Here is a 22,338-nt window from a genome sequence, read left to right as displayed (position 1 = left end):
TATATGTTGATCTATCTGTCTAATAATCAACCTTATTCATCGAAAAACTAACCATAGATTCTATGACTGTATAGCTATTGTATCCAGAATAAATTAATTTAAAGGTTTGTTTAAATACTTATAGATAATTTAATAAATACCTAATGCAGGGTATGTATTATTTAGGCAAAAGGTGATATTTTAGATGATTGATATTTGCATCTGTTTAAGGAAGAATGAGAAACTATACCCGACTGCTTACTATACTTACAATTTTTCTATTTTATTGCGTTTCTACCGCTTATTCTATAGGATCCATTTTTACAGTCAGCAACCTTGACGATTCTGGTGCTGGTTCGTTGAGGCAAGCGATCATTGATGCAAATGGTGATGGGGGGGCAACTGGCGGTAATCCACACATCATTGATGCCACTGGCGTCAATGGCACCATTAACTTATTATCTGCGATAACCATAAGCAATCATATTACGATAAATGGCCCGGCTCTCCCCGGTCAATTGGTCATAGATGGTGGTGGCTCCACTCAGATTTTCAACAATCCCAACAGCCCTGTGTACACTCAGCTCATTACCAATCTGGTTATGCAAAATGGGTCGAGTGCAAACGGTGGGGCAATCAGCAACGCAGCAAACCTGACCTTGGAAAATTGTATTCTTAGAGGCAATGCAACTACTGGTTATGGTGGTGCAATACGTAATAACAACTACTCAACTGCTGACCTTACACTAATAAATTGTGCCATTTATGGGAATACCACATCGGCAAATCATGGAGGAGGTATTGGAACATTTGGTTCAATTTTTATCTACAATTCAACCATAACGGGAAACTCTACAACCGGAAACGGTGGAGGTATTTATGGGGAGAATTTTGGCGGAAGTGGTTATGTGGATGATTCATTTATATACAACTCAATTATTGCCGGAAACACAGCATCATCCGGCTCTGATCTTGGAGGGGTTTCAGGTTATACAGTTAGTTACTCGTTGGTCGGTAACAATTCAGGATCGTCAGTGACTTCAGGTTCCCCTAATGCTTCAAATAGTTACGTGGGAACCTCAGGCATCCCTATAGATCCTCAATTTGTTAGTGACGCTATCCCGGGACAAATTACCGGGGATCTTCATTTGCGGTACGGGTCATTGGCAATAAATAGCGGGGATAATGCACTAATTCCAAGTGGTATAACCACCGATTTGGCAGGTAATGAACGGATTGCAGGATCCAATGTTGACATGGGGACCTTCGAAGGAAATTTTGAGAATGTTCTTGATTTCGATGGAAGCGATGATTTTGTAACGATCCCTCACGATGCAACGCTGGATTTCTCAGATACAGATGATTTTACCCTAGAAGCATGGTTTAGTTCTACCAGCACTGCGAACCAAAGGATAATATCAAAATGGGGATCAACAGGATACCAGATGACGTGGAATACCGGCAATGTCAATTTCCAAATTGGCAATGTTAATATTGTCGGCTCGAACGGTTATGCCGATGGGGAATGGCATCATGTAGCAGCCGTCAGAGACGGTACAGATATGATTGTTTATGTGGACGGAATAGTGGAAGTAACAGGTTCTACAACTAATAATCCAAGCAATACGGCAGATGTCAGAATTGGCTCATTTAATGGTGCGTCAGCTTATTTTGATGGGCAAATGGATGAAGTCCGCATCTGGAATGTAGCCCGTGCTCAGGCAGAAATCATCAACAATATGGGCAAGGTCCTTACTTCCGCTACTGGTCTTGTGGCCTCTTACGATTTCAATGTTGGAATCCCTGGTGGCACAAATACAGGATTGACAACTTTACCGGACATAACAGGAAATGGCAATGATGGTACTTTATCAGGATTTGCACTTTCTGGCACAAGTTCCAACTGGGTGGCCGAAACAGGAGACTATGACCCGGGCTATGCACTAATAACCCAACAAGCTGGTGGAACGGTTTCCACTGCATCCAATGCTGGATTGACCGTAAGCGACATAAATTTTCTTCAGGACAGTGGTGATGAAATTGTATTCGTTTCACAATCCTTATCCACTAACGGAACTGTAACTTCTTTTGTCAATACAAATGTGATTGACAGCCGTTGGGAAAGGGAATGGCACGTGACGATTACCGATGTAAATGATAACGGTGGGGTGGCCACAATGACTTTTGACTTTGACGAACTTGGTTTAGTCACATCTGGTGCTAAGTATGGCCTTTTATACAGGCCTGATCAATCCAGTCAATTTCAATTGGCGGGGGTTGGGGCTGAAGTAGTTGACAATACTGTTTCCTTTTCAGGTAACCTACTAAACCTGGTTGATGGATATTACACAATTGGCGAATTGGCCACTGTCAACAGCACGACTTTATATGTAGATGAAAACGCTGGGGGGGCATCCGACGGCACATCCTGGAGCAATGCATTTAATGACTTGGAAGTTGCGTTGGCCATTGCCGGAACAGGGGTTGAAGTATGGGTAGCGGCAGGAACATATATACCCACGGATTATGATCGCTCTGCTTCATTTGTCATAGAAGGGGACATTAAACTCTATGGTGGCTTTGCTGGTGGGGAAACACTTCTAAACCAAAGGGATCCAAAAGCAAATGCCACTATTCTTAGCGGTGATATCAATGAAGACGATGATCCTGACAATATAGATTCCAGTGAACCAAGCAGGGCAGACAACTTATACCATATCATCGTGGCTAATTCAGGCACCAGCGATGCTGTTTTAGATGGTTTCACTATACAAAGTGGAAATGCGAACGGTTCAGGTAGCGATAATATTGGTGGCGGTATCAAGTTGAATTTATCGGGCATGACTATTAACAATTGCGTGATCAGGTATAATTCAGTATCGCTGAACGGTGCGGGAATCAACACATCAAATCAGTCAGCTATCATCAGCAATTGTGAGATTTATGAAAATGTGAGCGATTCGAACGGTGGTGCTATCAAGTTGGCAACAGGTACCACACAAATTTTTAACAACCTCATCTATGCCAACCAAGCGAATAACGGTGCGGGTATACATACAGGGATTGTGCTTCCGGGTACAGTAATAGCGAACAATATTATTATTCTTAACTCGGCCAGCAATACGGGAGGCGGCATACACTTTGGAGGCACAAATGCAGATGCCCTTATCGTCAACAATACGATTTATGGGAATAATGCCGGAACCAAGGCAGGTGGTATGTACATAGACAGTTCCAGCAAGGGCACAATCAAGAACAACATTATTTGGGGAAATGAAGCTGGCTTGAGTGCTGAAGTTGACATGGAATCGGGCTTGCATGCAGATGCAGTCATGGATTATAACCTCATCTCTACTGGTGCGATAGGCATGAATGGCTCATCTGCCGACCCACTTTTCACGGATGTAAACGAATTTGATTTTAGCCTTCAAAGCGGTTCTGGAGCAATAAACGGTGGCGACAATTCTGTAATTCCTGCCGATGCAGCCGACCTGGACGGGGATGCTGATACCAGTGAGGGCATACCCTTTGATTTTGCGGGAAACACGAGGGTGCAAGGCGGTACTGTGGATATGGGTGCTTTGGAGTTTGATGGGGCTTCTATCCAAACGGATGCGGGCAATGCGATTATCTTCAATGGGACAACAGATTTTATTGCCCTAACCAGAAATACCTTGAGTACAGGACTTACCTATGAGGCATGGGTCAGTACAACGTCCGTCAATGTTACCAACTCATACGTGGGTAACCCGGCGATGGCTATCATTGGGGATCATCATAATAATATTAGAGGAGCTTTTGGCGTTCACGGTGGAGTAGTTCGTTACACTCACTGGACAGGTTCAGCACTCGATTTTGATATACTTGATGGAACTAAGTTGGTTAATGATGGAAACTGGCATCATGTAGCAGTTACACACAACCAAAGCACCCGTGAAATGAAAATATATGTAGATGGCGTACTGGATGCCGTTGGAATCAGTACTGTTTATCGTACGGATATTGCTTATGATAGAATTGGTGCTAGCTACATAGACGGTTTTGGCACTGATGATTTCTTTGATGGCTTCATTGATGAAGTGAGGGTATGGAATATAGACAGGTCTCAATCCGAAATTCAGAATGACATTTTTTCAACACTAGTTGGCAATGAGAGTGGCCTGGTTGATTATTATCAATTCAACGAAGTTTCAGGGGTTTTTCTCACTGATATTTCATCTGGAAATGATGGGGCACTCACTGGATTTGCAGACCCGAATGTAGCTTGGGTGGCCTCCGGAGCTTTGCAGGAGTTCGCTCCGGCCTCACCTTCCGGCTTATTCACACTCGAAGTTTCCAATGCCGAAATTGAAATCGGCTGGACAGACCATTCATTTAACGAAACAGCTTTTAAAATAGAACGCTCTTCAGACGGAGGGGCTAGCTATACAGAACTAGCTACTGTAGTGGCTGACATCCCAAGTTACAGTGACACTAATGTTACTTCCGAAACAGGCTACTGGTATCGGGTGAGAGCAATCAATGAACAGGGCTATTCGGGTTACACAAATGAAAAATTTGCTACTACTTTCGCCCCACCTCACAATGCGCTGGATTTTGATGGAACAGATGACTATGTGGAGCTGTTTGAGGATGACTTATTTACTGGCGATTTCACACTCGAAGCATGGGTCAATCTTAATGATTTTTCCGATTACCAACCCATTTTGACTAAGGCAGGTACAGACAACAATTCGGCCGAATTCAATTTGCAGGTGCAGGGTACAATCAATGGTAATGTCAATTTCTTTTTAGGAAATGGAACAGGGATTTCCGCAGTAGATGGAAACAATACAACAGACCAAGACATTGAACTCGCTACTTGGACACATTTGGCGGCAGTAGTAGATGGGACTAGTATATTGTTATATATTAATGGTGAGTTAAGCGGTTCTTCTACTTTTTCCGGGTCAAGGCAAAATAATTCTAATCCTGTTCAGATCGGACGTTATTTTAATGGCGTAACGCAGTTTTGGCCAGGTGGTATTGATGAAGTTCGTATTTGGTCGGATGTTCGATCCGAAAGTGAAATTCAAAACAATATGTTCTCAAGCCTTTCCGGAGGGGAATCAAACCTGGTGGCTTACTATAAATTCGATCAGGGTGTGGCTGACGGTGACAATTCAAGTCCTGCCATAGACATTTTACCTGACAGAAGCCATAATCAAAATGACGGGATCTTAATGAATTTTGCATTGACCGGAAGCTCTTCCAACTGGACAAGCTCCGGGGCGATGGACTCAGGCGCAGCACCTGACGCACCTACTGATTTGGTAGCTGCTGCCTTTGGGAATGTTGTGGTCTTAACCTGGACTGATAACTCAAATGATGAGTCTGGTTTTGAAATAGAACGCAATGAAGTGGGAGGCCCTGGTTTCAGTACTGTTTTTACGGTAGGGGCTAATCCTAGCGAAGTATTCGACAATACAGTAGAAGCGGATAAATCCTATGTATATCGGGTAAGATCCAAGAACACGTCAGGATCAAGTTTGCCTAGTAATGTGAGCTATGCTTCAACCTACACCCATCCAGGCAATGCGCTTACGTTTGACGGGGAAGATGATTATGTGAGAGTAGCTTCTGACCTTAGCCTTGAGGTCACACATTATACATTTGAAACCTGGGCAAAAATAAATACCCAACCGGAGACGGACGCTGGTTTTATATTCCTTCAAAAAGGACAGATAGATACACAGCCAAACGGGTATATTTTTGGTTACTTTAATGAAGCCGGTACTTTCAAAGTGTATTTGGCCCATGTTGACGATGGAGGAACCCCCTACCTGTTTACGCCCGACTACACTCTACAGATAGGCGAGTGGGTACATTTTGCCGGAGTATATGACGGCACTAAATTAGAAGTGTTTGTAAATGGTTTGTCTTTGGGAACTACTGCTGTAGCGAGCGATCCATTTTATACCAGTAATGAAGCCGATTTAAAGATTGGAGTCTCCGAATCAACTGGCCCAACCTTAGAAGCATTTATGGATGGCCAACTGGATGAAATCCGAATCTGGTCAGAAGCTCGCTCTGCCGCCCAAATAAACGCATCTATGAATAGTTCAATATTTGCCAGCCTTGAACCTAATCTTGTAGCCTATTATAATTTTGACCAATCTACAGGAACTATATTGCCTGATCATAGTACAACGGGTGGCAATCATGGAACCCTAACTAATTTTCCAGATCCAACAAATTCAAGTTGGATTACATCGGCTGCTGCTTTTGAGCCATATGTGGTTATAAATACCAACGATTCGGGAATGGGTTCACTTCGTCAAGCCATAATTAACGCAAATGCCAGCTCTGGTGAGACGATCACCTTCGACATCCCCGGAACAGGAAATGTGATAAACCTTGTTACCGACTTGCCTGACATTACATCTACCATGATCATAGACGGCACGACCCAGCACGATTGGGCCTTCGGTGATGAAGCCAACATGGTGGTGATAGATGGTTCTACTCCTTCAGCGGCTGATCAAAGTGGATTGATCATAACAGCCGATGATGTTGAAATCTACGGCCTTGCCCTTACCAATTTTGATGATGGCAATACGGACAGCCAGACTGCTGCAATTAAGGTAACAGGTAACGACGTAATTATTGGTGCGCCGGAAAAAGGAAACATTATCTATCACAATTCAAACAGTGGGATTTACATGGTAGGGGCAAGTGGAGGAACCATCCAGGGCAACCGCATAGGAACAAACCCCGATGGATCGGACCGCTCCGGCTCCAATGCCCAGGATTATGGTATTGCACTCTCTGGCTCTTACGGTGTGCAGATAGGTGGTGACTATACTAATGGTGAAGGAAATCAGATCGCTGGTGTCAATAATTATGTGATATTGGTAGCCAGTTCTTCCGATGATATTGACATATATGGTAACAAGTTTGGCATAGATGATTCTGGGAATGATTTTATTGAAACAACTGATGGTATCCGTGTGGCGACCAGTAGTACCAATGTGACTATTGGAGGAACAGATACAGGCCAAAGAAACTTCTTTGGTGCATCTTCCACGGCTATTTCACTGGCCAGCGATGTGTCCGCTATCACCATTGACAATAATTATTTTGGAACTTCTGAAGATGGGAATTCGGAATTAAATGGCGCATTCAGCAATGGCAATATACAACTTGACGCTGGTGCTGTTTCGGTCACTATCCAAAACAATGTGATGCCTGCATCCGGTGGGGTCAATATTCAAACGACTGATCCCACAGGGATTGACATTCTGGATAACTATTTTGGGGTATTTGCCGACGGACAGTCTGTTGCCAGCACCGGCCCTAATGCGCTGACATTTGCCGGCGGTGGTGGAGCGGGAAATACAATATCAGGGAACGTATTTGCCCACTCCTCAGATGCCATCTCTATTCTGGCAGGTACAACAGACGTAATCATTCAAAACAACAAAATTGGTGTGTTTGTCGATGGTACGGTCACAGGGACAGGAAACCCCAGAAATATTGATTCGGGTATATTTCTGCAAGGGGCGGTGGGTGCCAACTCTACCGATCAGCGGATCATGATATTGGATAATATCATTGCCAACAACGGGCAGTCCACAATTGGCCATGGTATTGAAATCACAAGCTCTTCCTCCAACATATTAATACAGGGAAATAACATTGGTGTGTTGGCAGATGGAACGACGATAGCCCCGAACGAGCAAAACGGTATTCACATGACGGCAAGCACAACCAATGTGCAGATAGGTGGTACGGGTGCAGGGGAAGAGAACATAATTGCGGGAAATGGTGAATATGCTGTGTTTTATAATGCCACCAGCCTTGCTGGCATACAAATCCTGGGTAATGAAATTTTCTGTAATACCGATGGCGGTATCGGCTTTAACGGAACGCCTGATCTTGCACTCCCAACTATTGACAACCTTAGTGCGAGTGTAATCAGTGGGACTACTTCCGGCCTGGCCGATGGTGCTGTCATCTATGTGTATCAGTCCGATGATGACTGTGATAGCGACCAGGGAGCTACGTTTGTGGGGGAAACCACGATTACTTCCAATGCCTGGTCAATTTCCCCCGGCCCATTTGATCCTGCTGGCACCTATACGGCAACTGTTACTACTCCTGGTGAAGGTACTTCTGTTTTCTCTGTTCCATTTGCGGATACCGAGCCGCCAACTGGTTATAGCGTGTCAATTAATAATGCTTATGTGAATATTGCTGATCCAACATTGACTTTTGAAATAAATGGAGGTGAAATTGGTGCTGATTACGATTACACAATAAGTAGCGATGCGGACGGCAATACCTTAGAGATAAACGGAAACGGGACAATTTCAGGTAGCCCTGAAGATATCAATGGGGTTAATATAAGCACTTTGCAGGATGGTACTTTAACGGTTAGTGTTGTTTTGACAGATGTGGCTGAAAATGCCGGAATGGCAGCCACTGCCACTGTGGAAAAGGATTTGTCAGTGCCAACTTTAAGCTCCGTGTCTATCGGCTTAGATCCTTCAGGAAATCCATCTTATGCCCATCCAGCAGATGTTGTTGACATAGCATTTACTTCGAACGAAGACATAACCAATGTAACTACATCTGTCTTTTCGGGAGGAGAGCCTGTCACCAATACTATCCCTGGAATTACTGGTGGCCCGCTTAACTGGAACATACGCTATGCTCCAACAGAAACCGATACTGAAGGATTATACACTTTTACTATAGATTTTGAGGATTTAGTAGGTAATGTAGGTACTCAGGTGACTACAGTTACTGATGGTACATTTGTGTATTTTGATCAAACCGCCCCTACTATAAGTTCAACATCTCTATCCGGAGATAATTTAACATTGGCCATAAATTTTGATGAAGGTATTTTCTCAGATATAGATGGCTTAGCTGATGTGATTTTGGACAATTTTATTTTAAACCAGTCTGGTGGGGTTGCCACCGTCAGCACCTCATCAATTAATGTTATATCTGAATCTCAGGTAGAAATTTCATTGGATATCACAGGGGTTCCTGATGGAACAGAAACGATTACTGTTGAGCCGAATGAGCCAATTTATGATGGAGCAGGCAATAGCATGGATTTAGGTCAGTCAAATAATTCAGTTACCTTAAATGATAAAAAAGCTCCAATAGTTTCTAACCTATCCTTGTACACTATAACAGAAAATTTAGCAGATATATACATTGAAGTAGATGAGACCAGTACATTGTATTATGTACTGACTCAGTCCGTGGATCCCCCAAGCTTTCAGCAAATTTTAGATGGGCAGGACGAATTGGGTTCTCCTGCAATCTCAGCGGCAAATTATGCCATTACAGGATTTACAGGGGACACTTACCAAATTACTGGGCTGAGTGCTTCCACCAATTACTATGTGTATTGGGCCGCAGAAGATGCTGTCGGAAATTTGTCTTCAATAATTTCTGATAATTTTATTACAGCAGATCCACCAGTAGATTTAACTTTTACCACTGAGTCCACATCGGTTATTCCTTTGATTCCTGGCACTATCGACAATTTGATTTATACAGTGAGTATGGAAGTTTCAGGGGGAACTGCCAATTTTTTCGGTATGATTTTCACTCCTGATGGAACCTATTCTGAAACAGACTTTGATCAGTTCAATTTTTATTATTCGATAGGAGTCAATGATTTTGGATCAGCAACATATATAGATTCCAATGGGTTCTTTTCAGGAGATCCTGAAATCCCTGATGGTATGGTTGGACTTTTATTTGAAGATACCTACACGAATGAAACTGTTTATTGGTACATCACGGCAGATATTGCTTCAGGAGCCACAATAGGAAATACTTTTGGACTTGATGAGCCTATTCCGGAAGAAAATCTCGGATTGGATGGATCTTTTAATATAATGGGGACATTACAGGCAAGTTCTTCATTTACCATTTCACAAGTCCCTTCCGGATACAGTGTTACAATCAACAACCCTGTGGTAAATCTTGCTCAGGCACTGTTGAATTTTGAAATTAATAGTGGAGAATTGGGAGCAGACTATGAATACGAAATTAGCAGTAGTGCTGATGATAATACATTGAAAGTGACTGGGATTGGAACCATTAGTGATGATCCCCAAATAGTGAGCAATGTCGATGTTAGTGCATTGTCTGACGGTGAGCTTTTAGTCAGTGTCATCTTAAAAGATGAATTTTCGAACGCTGGTTTACCAGCAACAGGTACTGTAGTTAAGGATGTTACGGTTCCTAATGTTATTTCTATCACACCGTCATTGTTTAACATAACAGATGCAGATGTTGGAGCAGGTAATTTTTCCGTTGTAATCGTTTATAATGAATCGATGGACATAGGCATCAATACCCCGGAGATCAGTTTTACTCCGGATTTAAGTTCTACTTTGACTTTTGCTAGTGGGATTTTTACAAATGGGAGTTTACCGAATGATACCTATACAGCTACATTTAATGTATCCGATGCAAATGTAGCTATAGGTTTGATAGATATAGATGTAACCTCAGGACTTGATCAGGTTGGTAATTTACAAGCGGACGGCAATCAACCTGATGCCTTTAATGTTGTCACTGCGAACCCTGAAATTGAAATCACAGGCCTTGATATAGAGATTGTGGATGGTGACAATACTCCTTCCACATTTGATGATACCGGCTTTGGAGACCTACTGGTGTCTGCAAGTCCCGTAACAAAAACATTTACTATCAATAATATCGGAACTGGTGATTTGATACTGGGTACTGATGCGGTAAGTGTTTCGGGAGATACCGATTTTGTGGTTGTTGCTCAACCGGATCAAGTAGTACTTGCAGGTGAGAGCACTACTTTTTCAGTTCAGTTCACGGCTCTGGCAGAAGGATTGCGTGTGTCAGAGGTTTTGATTTTTAATAATGATGTGGATGAAAATCCTTATAATTTCAATATTCATGGAACCGGACTTCTTCCTGCCCTGACTTTATTGGCACCAAATGGTGGAGGACAATTTCAACAAAATACTGCTTTAAACATCTCATTTACTACTGATAACCTGGATGAGTCAGAGATTATAGCTATCGATTATTCTTCTGATGGTGGTGTTAGTTGGACTGAAATTGGTTCAGGTACGGTGGCAGGTTTGAGTGGAGCTTTTACATTATTTTTAGATTCAGATATTTATCCTGTGGGATCAGAAAATCTGATTGCTGTTAGAAATGACGCCAATATCTTATTATCTGTTAGCGAAACGACATTTGAAATAATACCTGGTGATCCTGTAGTCACTATTTCTACCCTTCCCTCTACGGGAACGAGTATTACGGTAGGTGTTTCTAATCAGATTATATATCAATACAGTTATGATGTTGCAGTTTCTGATGCCACTCCGATCGATGTAGCTTTTACCTTACAAGGCAATGCTACTGTCGCTGAGTTTGCACCCGATGGCTTTAAATTATATGAAAGTAGCACTAACGATTTTTCTACGGCTACACAGATCGGAACTGCCAGCTATGGAAATGTTGGTACTGATAAAATCGGATTTTCTCTTAATGAAACCATTGTTGCAGGAAGCACGAGATTCTTCTGGCTTACGGTCGATATTGATGCATTAGCTAAAAACTCTAACTTTAACATTGCCAATCCACTTACGGGTGATTTTGGATTTGAAATAGCCATTAAGAATTTACAAACGATTCAGGGTGCTACATATACGATACAGGAGCCTACAGATCAGCAAATAACTTTAATTTCTCCTGTTGGTGGAGAGCAGGTGGTACAAAATGCCGATTTTCCGATTAGATGGACTACTTCTAATTTCGAAGGAAATGAAATGATTATTATAGAGTATTCCACAGATGCTGGTAGTAATTGGAATGCTCTGGTAAGCAATGCTTCCGCATTGTTGAATGGGACATACAACTGGTTTGTTGATGAATTTAATTTTACTCCGGGATCAAATTACAGGATTAGGGTAAGGACGGAAAATAATACTACCTCATCAGAAAGTGCTTCAAGTTTCGAAGTAATCATTCCTGACCCAACAGTTAATATAGCAACATTACCTGTATCGGGTAAGAGCCTGATAGCAGGAAGTAGTGCCAATATCATAGGTCAGTTAAGGTTTGATGTTACTGCGGCTAATGCGGAAGTAGCAGGAATAATTTTCCGGTTTCAGGGAAATTCTATTGCTTCAGATTTTGAAACAGGGGGATTTAAATTGTTTAGCAATAGTGTCAACAACTTCAGTACGGCAACTCAGATAGGTGCTGGTGTAGATTACGGAAATGTTGCTGAAAATAATGTTGGTTTCGAATTTGATCAGAATATTGATAGAGATGCCAGCGTATATTATTGGCTTACCGCTGATATTTCTGCCGGGGCATCTGTCTCATCGTTCAATACGCAATTACCTGTAGAAAGTGATTTTGGATTGGGTGACGCTAACAAAAATTTATTTGTAAGTGTTGGTGCTTCATTCAATATCATGCCTCCCGGTAGTCCTTCTATTGTAGTCACTTCTCCTGAGGGAGGCAGTACTTTCGAGCAGGGAAACCAGATAAATATTGGATTCAGTACTTCTGATTTTACGGGTGATCCTACTTTAGTATTGGAGTATTCCGCCAATAATGGTTCGAGTTGGACATTTTTAGTTTCCAATACTATTTCAGGGTTCAATGGTAGTTTTGCTTGGACAACAAGTGCTGCTCAGGTTTCCGGAGACAATTATAAGATAAGGTTGAGGACGGAAGATGGTACGGTTGTAGGAGAAAGTTCTGGAACATTTGAAATAATATCTCCTCCTAAGGAGTTGACTTTGATTAATCCGACCAATACAGGAATAACTGTTTTCCAGAATAGTACTTACATCATCAACTGGAGCGCACAAAATTTTGTAGGTACTGAGACATTAATTGTTGAATATTCATCGGATGCAGGGGCTAACTATATCGTTCTTTCAAGCGGACCGGTTACTATGTTTGCTGGCAAATACAATTGGTTTGTAAATACTAATGTTTCTCTGGGGTCAACAAACAAAATACGGATACGTACTTCTGATGGCTCTTCTGTAGTTACTAGCAGTTCAGATTTTACAGTAGCACCACCTGTTCCTCCTTCACTAAGTTTGCAATCTCCAAATGTGGGAACTGTTTCTATTGAGCAAAATAGCACTTTTGCCATTACCTGGCAGGCGCATAATTTTGTTGGTACTGAAAATCTGTTTGTAGAATATTCCAATGATGGGGGTGTAGAATGGTCGGTAATTAAAACAGGCACGGTTTCAGCTCTTAATGGAAAGATCAATTGGTTTGTTGATCATGAAATTTATGCAGCAGGTTCCCAGTATCGAATCCGGGTACGTACTTCAAATAATTCATTAATTTCAACCAGTCCTGATTTTGCAATTACGGTTCCGGAAGTAGCTACCATCAGTATTGAATCGCCAAATGGAGGTGAAATTTATGAGCAAAAAAGCAGTCACAGCATTTCTTTTGTTACAACTGGTATTTCTCGTACCCGATCTCTTGTATTAGAATATTCGATAAATGATGGCACAAACTGGACAGGAATTGCCAGTGGATTGGTAGGTCAATTTGAAGGTAACTACAATTGGTTTATTGATCAAAGCAAATATGCTACAGGCAACAGTTATAAAATAAGGATTAGAACACAGGATGGTACTGTTGAAGATACAAGTAACACATTTTTTAGTATTATAGAACCTCGTCCGGTACTTACGTTATTAGACCCAAATGGCAGTGAAAAGATCAAACGAAATTCAACATTCAGCATATTATGGGATTCAAAGAATTTTCAGGGATCAGAAACTTTAATCATTGAGTACTCCAAAGATGGAGGTTTGAGCAATGATTGGTTTTTTATAGCTCAGGGAACTGTATCTGGTTTTGGAGGAAAATACCAGTGGTTTATTAACCCTGCGACTTACACGACTGGCACTCAATACAAAGTAAGAGTAAGAAATACAAATAGTACAGCTTTGGATGACAGTGACCAAAATTTCCAGATTGTTCCTGAAGTGGTCAAATCTATTCTGGTAACATTTCCAAATGGAGGCGAGGTAATTGAGCAAAATAGTACACAGGTGATTAAGTGGAATACCACTAATTTTATTGGATCGGAGAGTTTGGTTATAGAATATACAACCAGTAATGCCTGGCAAGAACTTGCTACCGGAACTGCCAATAGCTTCAATGGCTCTTTAAACTGGTTTGTTGATAATACCATATTTGGTGTCAATACAGATTATCAGGTAAGAGTAAGAACCGTAGATTCTTCAGTCTCCGACAGGAACAATGAGGTATTTTCAGTAGTTGCTCCTGTTACCCAGGTATTGGCAATGATAGCTCCTGTTGGTGGTGAGCAAATTGAGCAAAATGAGACATATAATATTCGGTTTTCTTCTACAGGTTTTGCAGGAAGCGATGTATTGAGATTGGAATATTCGAATGATGGAGTAGGCTGGAATGCTATTTCTACCAATACAGTATCTGGTTTTGGTGGTAATTATATCTGGATAGTAGATGATTTCATATACAATGCGAGAGCTGATTATAGAATCAGAATAATAGATGATGCCAGTGGGTCAATTATTTCCGAAGGAGGAATTTTCGAAATAATTGAACCTGAAGTTGTTTCTGAAATAACTGTATCATCTCCCAATACAAATGAGCAGATTTCACTTAACAGTAATTATAAAATAGAATGGAGTACGGAAGGAATCCCGGATTCAGAAACCCTTATTATAGAGTTTTCGGCTGATGGCGGTTTTTCAGATTGGGATTTTCTTACCACGGGTACTGTATCTAGTCTAGAAGGTCAATACAATTGGTTTGTTGATGAAACTATTTACGATTTAGGAATTAGCAATAAGATACGGGTACGCACCGCCGATGATGTAGTGTCTGATGAAAGTGATGACTTTTTTGAAATCATATCTCCAGACCGGGTTGCCTTTAACATTCTGTCACCCAATGGAGGGGAAGTGCTTCAGCAAAATGCTACTATCGATATATTGTTCAACACTTTGGGGCTTGAAGATGATGAGACAATCGTTCTGGAATATTCTACCGATGGTTTTAACTGGACTAATCTGGCAACAACTACTGTAATTTCGTTCAATGGTAAATTCAGTTGGTTTATTGATCCTGTAGTTTTTTTGCCACATCAACGGTATAGGATCAGGATAAGAAATACAGATTCGTCTGCTATTGATGAAAGTGATGACCTCTTTGAAATAATTGAGGAGATTGTACCGGAACTTACATTGACTTCTCTACTGGGAGGTGAGCAAATTGAACAAAACAGTACACAAGCCATTACCTGGAACGAATCTAATCTTACAGGAAGTGAAAATATAAACATCGACTATTCTATAGATGGAGGAAATAATTGGTTAAACCTGATATCAGCTTCTGCCGATCAGTTCGGAGGAGAATATGTTTGGTATGTAGATGCTGCTACATTTGCTGTGGGTGTTAATTATAAAGTCAGGGTTCAAACAAGCAATGGTGTAGCTTCCTCTGAGAGTGAACAGCCTTTTGAAGTCATGGCTCCCGTATCTCTTGCTTTAAATGTGGTATCTCCAAACGGAGGAGAGCAAATTGAACAAAATAGCACATTCAATATCAAATTCAATTCCTTTGGCTTGGATGCCAATGAAGTGATTGACATAGAATGGTCAACAGATGGAACAGTCTGGAATAATATAGCCAGCAATACTGTAGCTGCATTTAAGGGTTCTTTTGCCTGGCTTGTGGACGCTGCTACTTATCCTATTGGAAGCAATTACCTGATCCGGGTGCAAAATACCACCAACACACTTCAGGATCAGGTCGATGCGGTTTTTGAGGTTATCGAACAGAAATCCATTACAGTACTGAATCCTAATGGAGGAGAAAAATTAGATCAGAACAGGAATTTTACTATTGCCTTCAGTACTACTGGATTAGCCGGAGATATCCCGCTTATTATTGAATACTCCGTAAATGGCGGGTTGTTTTGGAGTCCATTGACTGATGGCACTGTGACCAGCTTGTCCGGCAGTTTTGTCTGGTTTGTAGATAGGGCTTTATTTAAAGCATCTAACACATACAGCATTAGAGTAAAAACTAGTGACGGTAAGGTGTCTGATGTGAGCAATGCACTATTTTCTGTTATAGCTCCGGTAGCGACATTTGCCAACCAGGTAGAGCCGTTCAGTTTCACTGCCAATTGGAATAAATATCCCGAAGCTACAAGCTACTTACTCGATGTTTCAACCAGCAAGTCGTTCGATACATTTGTGTCTGGTTATGAAAGCCTGAGTGTAGCAGGATTATCTACTAAAGTTACTGGCTTGTATCATGATACAAGATACTACTACAGAGTGCGGGCAAATGTAGGTCCTGATTATACTTCTGCCAATAGCAATGTCATAACCGTGAAATTACCTGTGTCCACTGAGTTAAAAGCTGATTCATTATTGCTGGTCAATGTATATAATGCAACCAATGGCGAAAACTGGACAAATAAAGGCCAATGGCTACAGGGTAAGGTGAAAGACTGGTATGGTGTTACTTTTAGTGACGGAAGTATTACGGCCTTGGATTTGTCAAACAATAATCTGTCAGGTGGTTTCCCCGACATTTCATCCGGTTTTGATGATTTGGCAACTGTAAACTTAAGTAGTAACCTACTTACTTCTGTTGCAGATTTATCATCTCTGACAATAGAAGGGTCTCTGACTAGTCTCGATATTACTTTGAATAAACTTGATTTTGCAGCATTGGATGCCATTTCTGACATTAGAAACAATAATGCCTACAGTTTCAATCCTCAGGGATTGCTGCTTGAAGATACTGTTATCATAGCTGAAAGCACTTCTTCAATAGAGTTGAACAGATTGGTTGGAGGTACAGGCAATCAATACCAATGGTACAAAGACGGAGTGGAAGTAGCAGGGGGAGTTGATCCCGATCTTGGAATTGTGCCATTACCATTCTTGATTTATAAAATACATGACGGTATTTATCATGTGGAAGTAACCAATCCATCTTATGCCGGACTCATATTGGAAACTAACCCTGCTCAACTCCGGGTATCATCATTGGAGAGAGACAGTTTGGCCCTATTGGCTATATATGATGCTATGGGTGGTGCTAACTGGACCGGGACTGTCATAGGTTGGAGAAGAGACAACAGACGGGTTGGAGACTGGACTGGTGTGGTTGATGCGGGAAATAGAATTACCGGATTGAATTTACCTGGTCGGGGAGTAATCAATGACCTTCCTTCCGATATTAAAGATATTACCCAAATCAAATCAGTTGACCTTTCCGGTAATGCCATTACAGGATTGCCTGATATGACATCTTTGAAAAAGATCGAAAACATCAATGTATCCGGGAATAAATTGGAATTTGATGACTTTGAAAGGAATCTGGATCACTTAAGCAAGATTGTTATAGGCACACAAAACCCGTTTGGATTTCCTGTCGACCCTGTGAAAGTAAAAGCAGGAGTTGATTATCCGATCAGTGTGGAAATTGGAGGAGAGAACAATATTTATGAATGGGAGAGAAAAGCTTATGTGCTCTATGGAAGTCCTGCTTCTTTTGTTGTTCAACCGAAAGAGGTAGGCTCTACTGTAGTTTTGGAAAATTTAAGATTCGACAATATGGGAACATATAGGTGTCGGATTACTAATCCAGAAGTTCCCGGATTGACTTTGGTGAGTAATGAAACCCTGGTGGTGGGGACAGTTGATTTGCAAGGTAAGGTATATGATAATAATGGTACTGAAGTGAATGAAGGAGACATAGGAATGATGGTGATCAGAGATTTGAATACCAGGTATGATTCTTTGATCAATCCGGCTACAGGTCAACCAACATTTCAGGTAGGTTTGGACGGATATATTATCCGGGATGTACCATTGGGAGATTATATCATTGGTGTAAGGTCAGATCCTACTAAATATATTCAGACATATTATGTGAGTGAGTATGAGTGGTTGACTGCTGATACACTTTCTCTGAGAGATAAAAAAGGTAAATTGAATATCAATATTACTAACATACCAGTGCCCGATCCCGGCAATTTTGGTGATGGTACTTTTTCAGGTGTATTTGAAGAAGACGATGGGTTAGATGATGGCAGGACATTGGGTAGAAGAAGGTTAGCAGGAAAAGGTTGCGCTTTGAAAAGACGGAGAGGTTCGGGACGTGGAGATGCGGATGAAATATTTGACCTGTATGCTTATGTAGAAACAAATGATGAAGGAGAGTTTGTGTTTGAGGAGCTAATACCCGGTACATACAGGTTTAGTATAGAGTTTCCGGGCATACCAATGGACGAGAATTCATTCACAGAGTTTGTGGTGAGCGGAGACCTCAGAGAGGCTAATGCCTTCTCGGTACTGGCCACAGCAACTCCAGAGGGAGTAATTCATGTAGGACTCAACGAAATATTGAGTATCCACAAAGAGTATTTTGGAGAATTAAATGTTTATCCCAATCCTGCTAAAAATAAATTGACGGTCAATTACGACAAATTAACAGTGACTGGTGTGTATGCCAGAGTAGTAGATTTATTCGGAAATGTACTTTTGGATCAGGAAATAGTCAATGGATTCCAACAAAAAACGGAATTGGATATTTCAGGAATTCGAAATGGATTGTACATTTTGAATTTTATTGATACCAATGATGACAATCTCATAATTAGTACATCTAAGTTCGTCATTTCCCGGTAATTTTACGTTCGTTTAAAAAGACTGTTTTGTGAGGATTGTATCATAAAGCAGTCTTTTACATTTTAAATCAATAGAGATGAAGAATTTTGATATTGGAGAGGTAAACAGACTTATAAGCAAAAGAAGGTCTGTTTATCCCAACATGTATTCGGGTGAAATTATTGACAATCAAATCATCAAAAATATTTTAACAAATGCCAATTGGGCACCTACCCATGGCATGACAGAGCCCTGGAGGTTTACCGTATTTAGTGGAGAGGGGTTGAGAAAACTGGCTGAATTTCAGTCAGGCTTGTACAAGCAGACTTCACAAGCTAATGGGAAATATGATGAGTCTAAGTTTTTAAAATTAGCCAGTAAACCACTTCTTGCATCTCATATCATTTCGATAGGAATGAAAAGGTGTGACAATGAAAAAATTCCTGAGATAGAAGAGGTGTCTGCAGTGGCATGTGCAGTTCAAAACATGTACCTGACAGCAACAGCGTATGGTGTAGGTTGTTATTGGGGATCCGGAGGTATTACCTATTTGGAAGAAGCAAAATCGTTTTTTAATTTAGATGAAAGGGATAAATTGTTAGGATTTTTTTATATGGGAATTCCTAAAACCAAATGGCCTGAAGGAAGGAGAAAGCCCATCGAAGACAAAGTAATCTGGATAAGCTAAGGGATGGTTATTGAAAAAAGGTATAGATGCCCATGCACATAAATGTGATTCCGGGAATTCGATAGAGAATAAATTTATTTGTTCTAATAAAAGAGAATCTGGAGCCAAGTTGTACGAGGAAGATCAACAAAAGGAATGTTCCTGACGAGATCCCGGCAAGGTAGATAAAATAGCTGTTGTTGGACAGGTAAAGCCAACCTATACTTTGCAGGTAGGCGGTCATTGCCAGCCAAAATGGAATAGCCATGGGATTAGCCAGGCTGATTAAAATACCTTTTTTGAAAGCATTTCTTTTTTCGCCTATCTCTGGTTTGGTGCCGGGAAGTTTTTGTCGGGTCAGGTTGATAATGCCAAGTGCAATTAATACAATTCCCGAAACCAGTTGAAAATTTTCTGAAATAGGACTGCTTTCTGAGAGAAACATCTGAAACCTGACAGCTATTCCGGCATACAAAAATTCTGTAAGAGCTGCTGCCATGGCGAATGATAGTGCTGCTTGTTTTTTGTTGGAAACGGCATATTGTACCGTTGTGATGTTGATAGTGCCTGGAGGTATAGATCCCAGAAAGCTAAATAAGAGACCAATGAAAAAAGGGAGAAGCAGCATTATGCAGATTGGTCTTTTTGCTTGTTGTAGGCTCGGATTTTAAACACTTCTTTCATGCCATTGGAGAATGACATGTAAGGATGCCCTTTTTTATGATTCAACATACTTATTTCTGCCAAAACCTTCAAATGGTGAATGATATCGGTGTATGCCTGAGAAAGAGGAAATCCAGGATGGTAAATATGAGCGGGTTCTGATCCTGCCCCATTTAACTCTACTATTTTGAAATTTTTCCCCTCATATAAATCCTCAATTGATGCACAGCGCAAATCAAATCTTCCAAAATAAAACCCGTCAATTCCTTTACTGATTTTGTCTATTACCGATATTAGTTTGCTGTTGATCAGGTGATTGCCATTTAGAAATGTAGTTCCTCTGCAATGATTCCCAATGGACACTAATTCTACCTCTTCATTGTACAATGGTATATATTCGAGAATATCTAAATTAGAAGCCTCTAAAGTATGCAAATGCATTTTTGCTCGTACATCCTGTAGTACCAATTCCCGAACTGTAGAATTTCCATCGCCTGTTACATTTAACATTTCTTTCATTACTATGGAGCTAACTGTACCATTTTCCCGATTTGGGAATCGGTAGTAGAATATGCCCAGCTCAACCGGAAAATGCACATATTCCTGAACAAGAAAATCTACTTGTATTTTATTGAGATACCTGTCCAGATCGGTTTTATTTTTGATCAGTTCAACCATCCATCCTCTTTCTCCTACATCCGGTTTCAAAATAAACGGAAATGAAATGTTCTCTTTTTGTAACTTTTCTCTGAATGTTTTTTGATCCATGTCAGGAGTTACCTTATAAGTTTTTGGGATAAATTTAGAATTGATGCTATTGTATATTTTTTCTTTTGATTCTCCCAGCATACCTCCAAACTCAATACCCGGATTAGAAGCAGTGAAAAAGAAAAAAGAACGGGTTTTTATCACCAGCCATGTCCAATAAAACATCACAGGAAAATAAAATAAAGCAAATGGCCAGAATTCCCAATTGGTAAGTTTTGTCCAAAAAATGCTTGTACTCAACTTTTCGTATAAGTATGATTTTTTATGCTGAGCTTCCTTCTGCTCCTCCAACTGATTTGGTATGCTTACTAAAATGCTCATGGTTTGCTTATACCTTTTCCTGTTGGTTTTTATACCTGATAGTAGAGTTGGCTATTCCAAATCCTTTAGGCAATTCTATTTCCGGTGCAACTTCTGTCAGCCCGATTTTGATGAGTGCCAGGTGGTGTATGGCATGTTCGATGTTATAGACCAATTCCCTGTCAAAGTTTGATTTTACCTTCAAACTATCATCGTTTATATGACTATAGGAGAGTTCCAGAGTTAAATCACCTTTGCCAGAGTATCTATTGACCTCCACAGCCAAATGGTTTAACAACTCTAAAGCCAGTTCTGTATTTTCCTCTATTTCCTGATTTCTTTCACGTTTGTCATAATTCACAATTCCAGATTCAATACTGTTTGTCAGGCAGGTGAAAAATTCCAATGAATGCCTTATATGTTGGCCTACAGTGGCACCACTGAGGGAAACAGAAGGAGTTTTGAATTGTTTTTCGGTTAAGTTTTCTAATACAAAACGGAGTTGAACAAACAAACTACCTACAGCAGATTTTATTTCCATGTTTTGTATTTTAAATGAAGCGATTAATTGAATTCTTCATTTGGGTTTTAACAAATTTAAGCGGACACATCATATATTTTGTATTCACGAATCAAATTTTTATTTCGTTCTGCTTCTAAATTCATTTCCAATAACGATTTGATTAACAATAGCAGCAAGGAAATTAGTTCAAAGCAGCCATTAAAAATCAATTGTTTTTTTCCAATTTTCATCTGCTTTTACTTTTAAGTTGCTTTCATCTTCATTCCATTTGGTCAGGGTATTGGTGAAATAAAAGTTGTAGAAAAGTAACAGTTTACCATCTACAAGCTTGAACGTCTCCGGGTCAATTTTTACTTTATTACCCGACTCTCCCATGGCATAGGCACACCATCCTCCGTAAGCTATCTGGAATTTGGAAGGGTCTTTTTGAAATTCATTTTTGTTTTTAAGATTTTTGAACCAATAAACTACACCCTGATGACTTAAGGCAAATTCCCTGCTTCCTTTGATTGCCTTGTTTTCTGTAAAATAGGATACAGGATCGTATCCCTGAATCGCTTTATTGGACTTATCCAGATTTAAATTAGTAATTTGTCCGAGAAGGGCTTCCTCGTAAAACAATAAAATAAGGACAGATAAAATAATGAGTCTCATAGACTGTAGTTATAACGATCTCATAATTTAACGGGCTTCATTCAAATTAATCCAATAGA

The 22,338-nt window shown here is 40.5% G+C and carries 6 protein-coding genes; 2 read left to right on the top strand and 4 right to left on the bottom strand.

The features are described from left to right. Positions 1–215 precede the first annotated feature (215 nt). Together AAOP42_RS19720 and AAOP42_RS19715 are read left to right on the top strand one after the other, a co-directional pair. A complete protein-coding gene (locus AAOP42_RS19720) occupies positions 216–18,725 on the top strand; it encodes a LamG-like jellyroll fold domain-containing protein (RefSeq protein ID WP_349530303.1) in 18,510 nt (6,169 codons plus the stop codon). A gap of 76 nt (positions 18,726–18,801) precedes the next feature. Beyond that, positions 18,802–19,392 carry a nitroreductase family protein gene (locus tag AAOP42_RS19715; protein ID WP_349530302.1) on the top strand — a complete coding sequence of 197 codons (591 nt, stop codon included), beginning with the start codon at positions 18,802–18,804 and terminating at the stop codon, positions 19,390–19,392. A 7-nt stretch (positions 19,393–19,399) separates the two neighbouring features. On the opposite strand, the gene AAOP42_RS19710 is transcribed toward AAOP42_RS19715, so the two are convergent. The 4 genes from AAOP42_RS19710 to AAOP42_RS19695 form a co-directional block, all read right to left on the bottom strand. Further along, positions 19,400–19,999, bottom strand: coding sequence for a LysE family transporter (locus AAOP42_RS19710; RefSeq protein WP_349530301.1), 600 nt, complete (start codon positions 19,997–19,999; stop codon positions 19,400–19,402). Beyond that, positions 19,999–21,123 (bottom strand): ATP-grasp domain-containing protein, encoded by a 1,125-nt coding sequence (locus AAOP42_RS19705; protein ID WP_349530300.1) that lies wholly within the window; start codon positions 21,121–21,123, stop codon positions 19,999–20,001. The genes AAOP42_RS19710 and AAOP42_RS19705 overlap by 1 nt, the downstream gene beginning before the upstream one ends. 7 nt (positions 21,124–21,130) lie before the next feature. Next, positions 21,131–21,643, bottom strand: a complete 513-nt coding sequence (locus tag AAOP42_RS19700; protein WP_349530299.1) for a hypothetical protein — start codon at positions 21,641–21,643, stop codon at positions 21,131–21,133. Between the two features lie 180 nt (positions 21,644–21,823). Then, the gene (locus AAOP42_RS19695; protein ID WP_349530298.1) at positions 21,824–22,279 is read right to left on the bottom strand and encodes a YHS domain-containing (seleno)protein; all 456 of its coding nucleotides are present in this window, start codon (positions 22,277–22,279) and stop codon (positions 21,824–21,826) included. Between the last annotated feature and the right edge of the window lie 59 nt (positions 22,280–22,338).

Source organism: Reichenbachiella sp. MALMAid0571, assembly GCF_040151475.1.
Classification (GTDB): domain Bacteria; phylum Bacteroidota; class Bacteroidia; order Cytophagales; family Cyclobacteriaceae; genus CAXBNB01.
This window is presented reverse-complemented; position numbering and strand designations above follow the sequence as displayed.

Coding starts and splice junctions, on each gene's coding strand:
- AAOP42_RS19695 (WP_349530298.1), bottom strand. CDS start 22,279: ATGAGACTCATTATTTTATCTGTCCTTATTTTATTGTTTTACGAGGAA.
- AAOP42_RS19720 (WP_349530303.1), top strand. CDS start 216: ATGAGAAACTATACCCGACTGCTTACTATACTTACAATTTTTCTATTT.
- AAOP42_RS19710 (WP_349530301.1), bottom strand. CDS start 19,999: ATGCTGCTTCTCCCTTTTTTCATTGGTCTCTTATTTAGCTTTCTGGGA.
- AAOP42_RS19705 (WP_349530300.1), bottom strand. CDS start 21,123: ATGAGCATTTTAGTAAGCATACCAAATCAGTTGGAGGAGCAGAAGGAA.
- AAOP42_RS19715 (WP_349530302.1), top strand. CDS start 18,802: ATGAAGAATTTTGATATTGGAGAGGTAAACAGACTTATAAGCAAAAGA.
- AAOP42_RS19700 (WP_349530299.1), bottom strand. CDS start 21,643: ATGGAAATAAAATCTGCTGTAGGTAGTTTGTTTGTTCAACTCCGTTTT.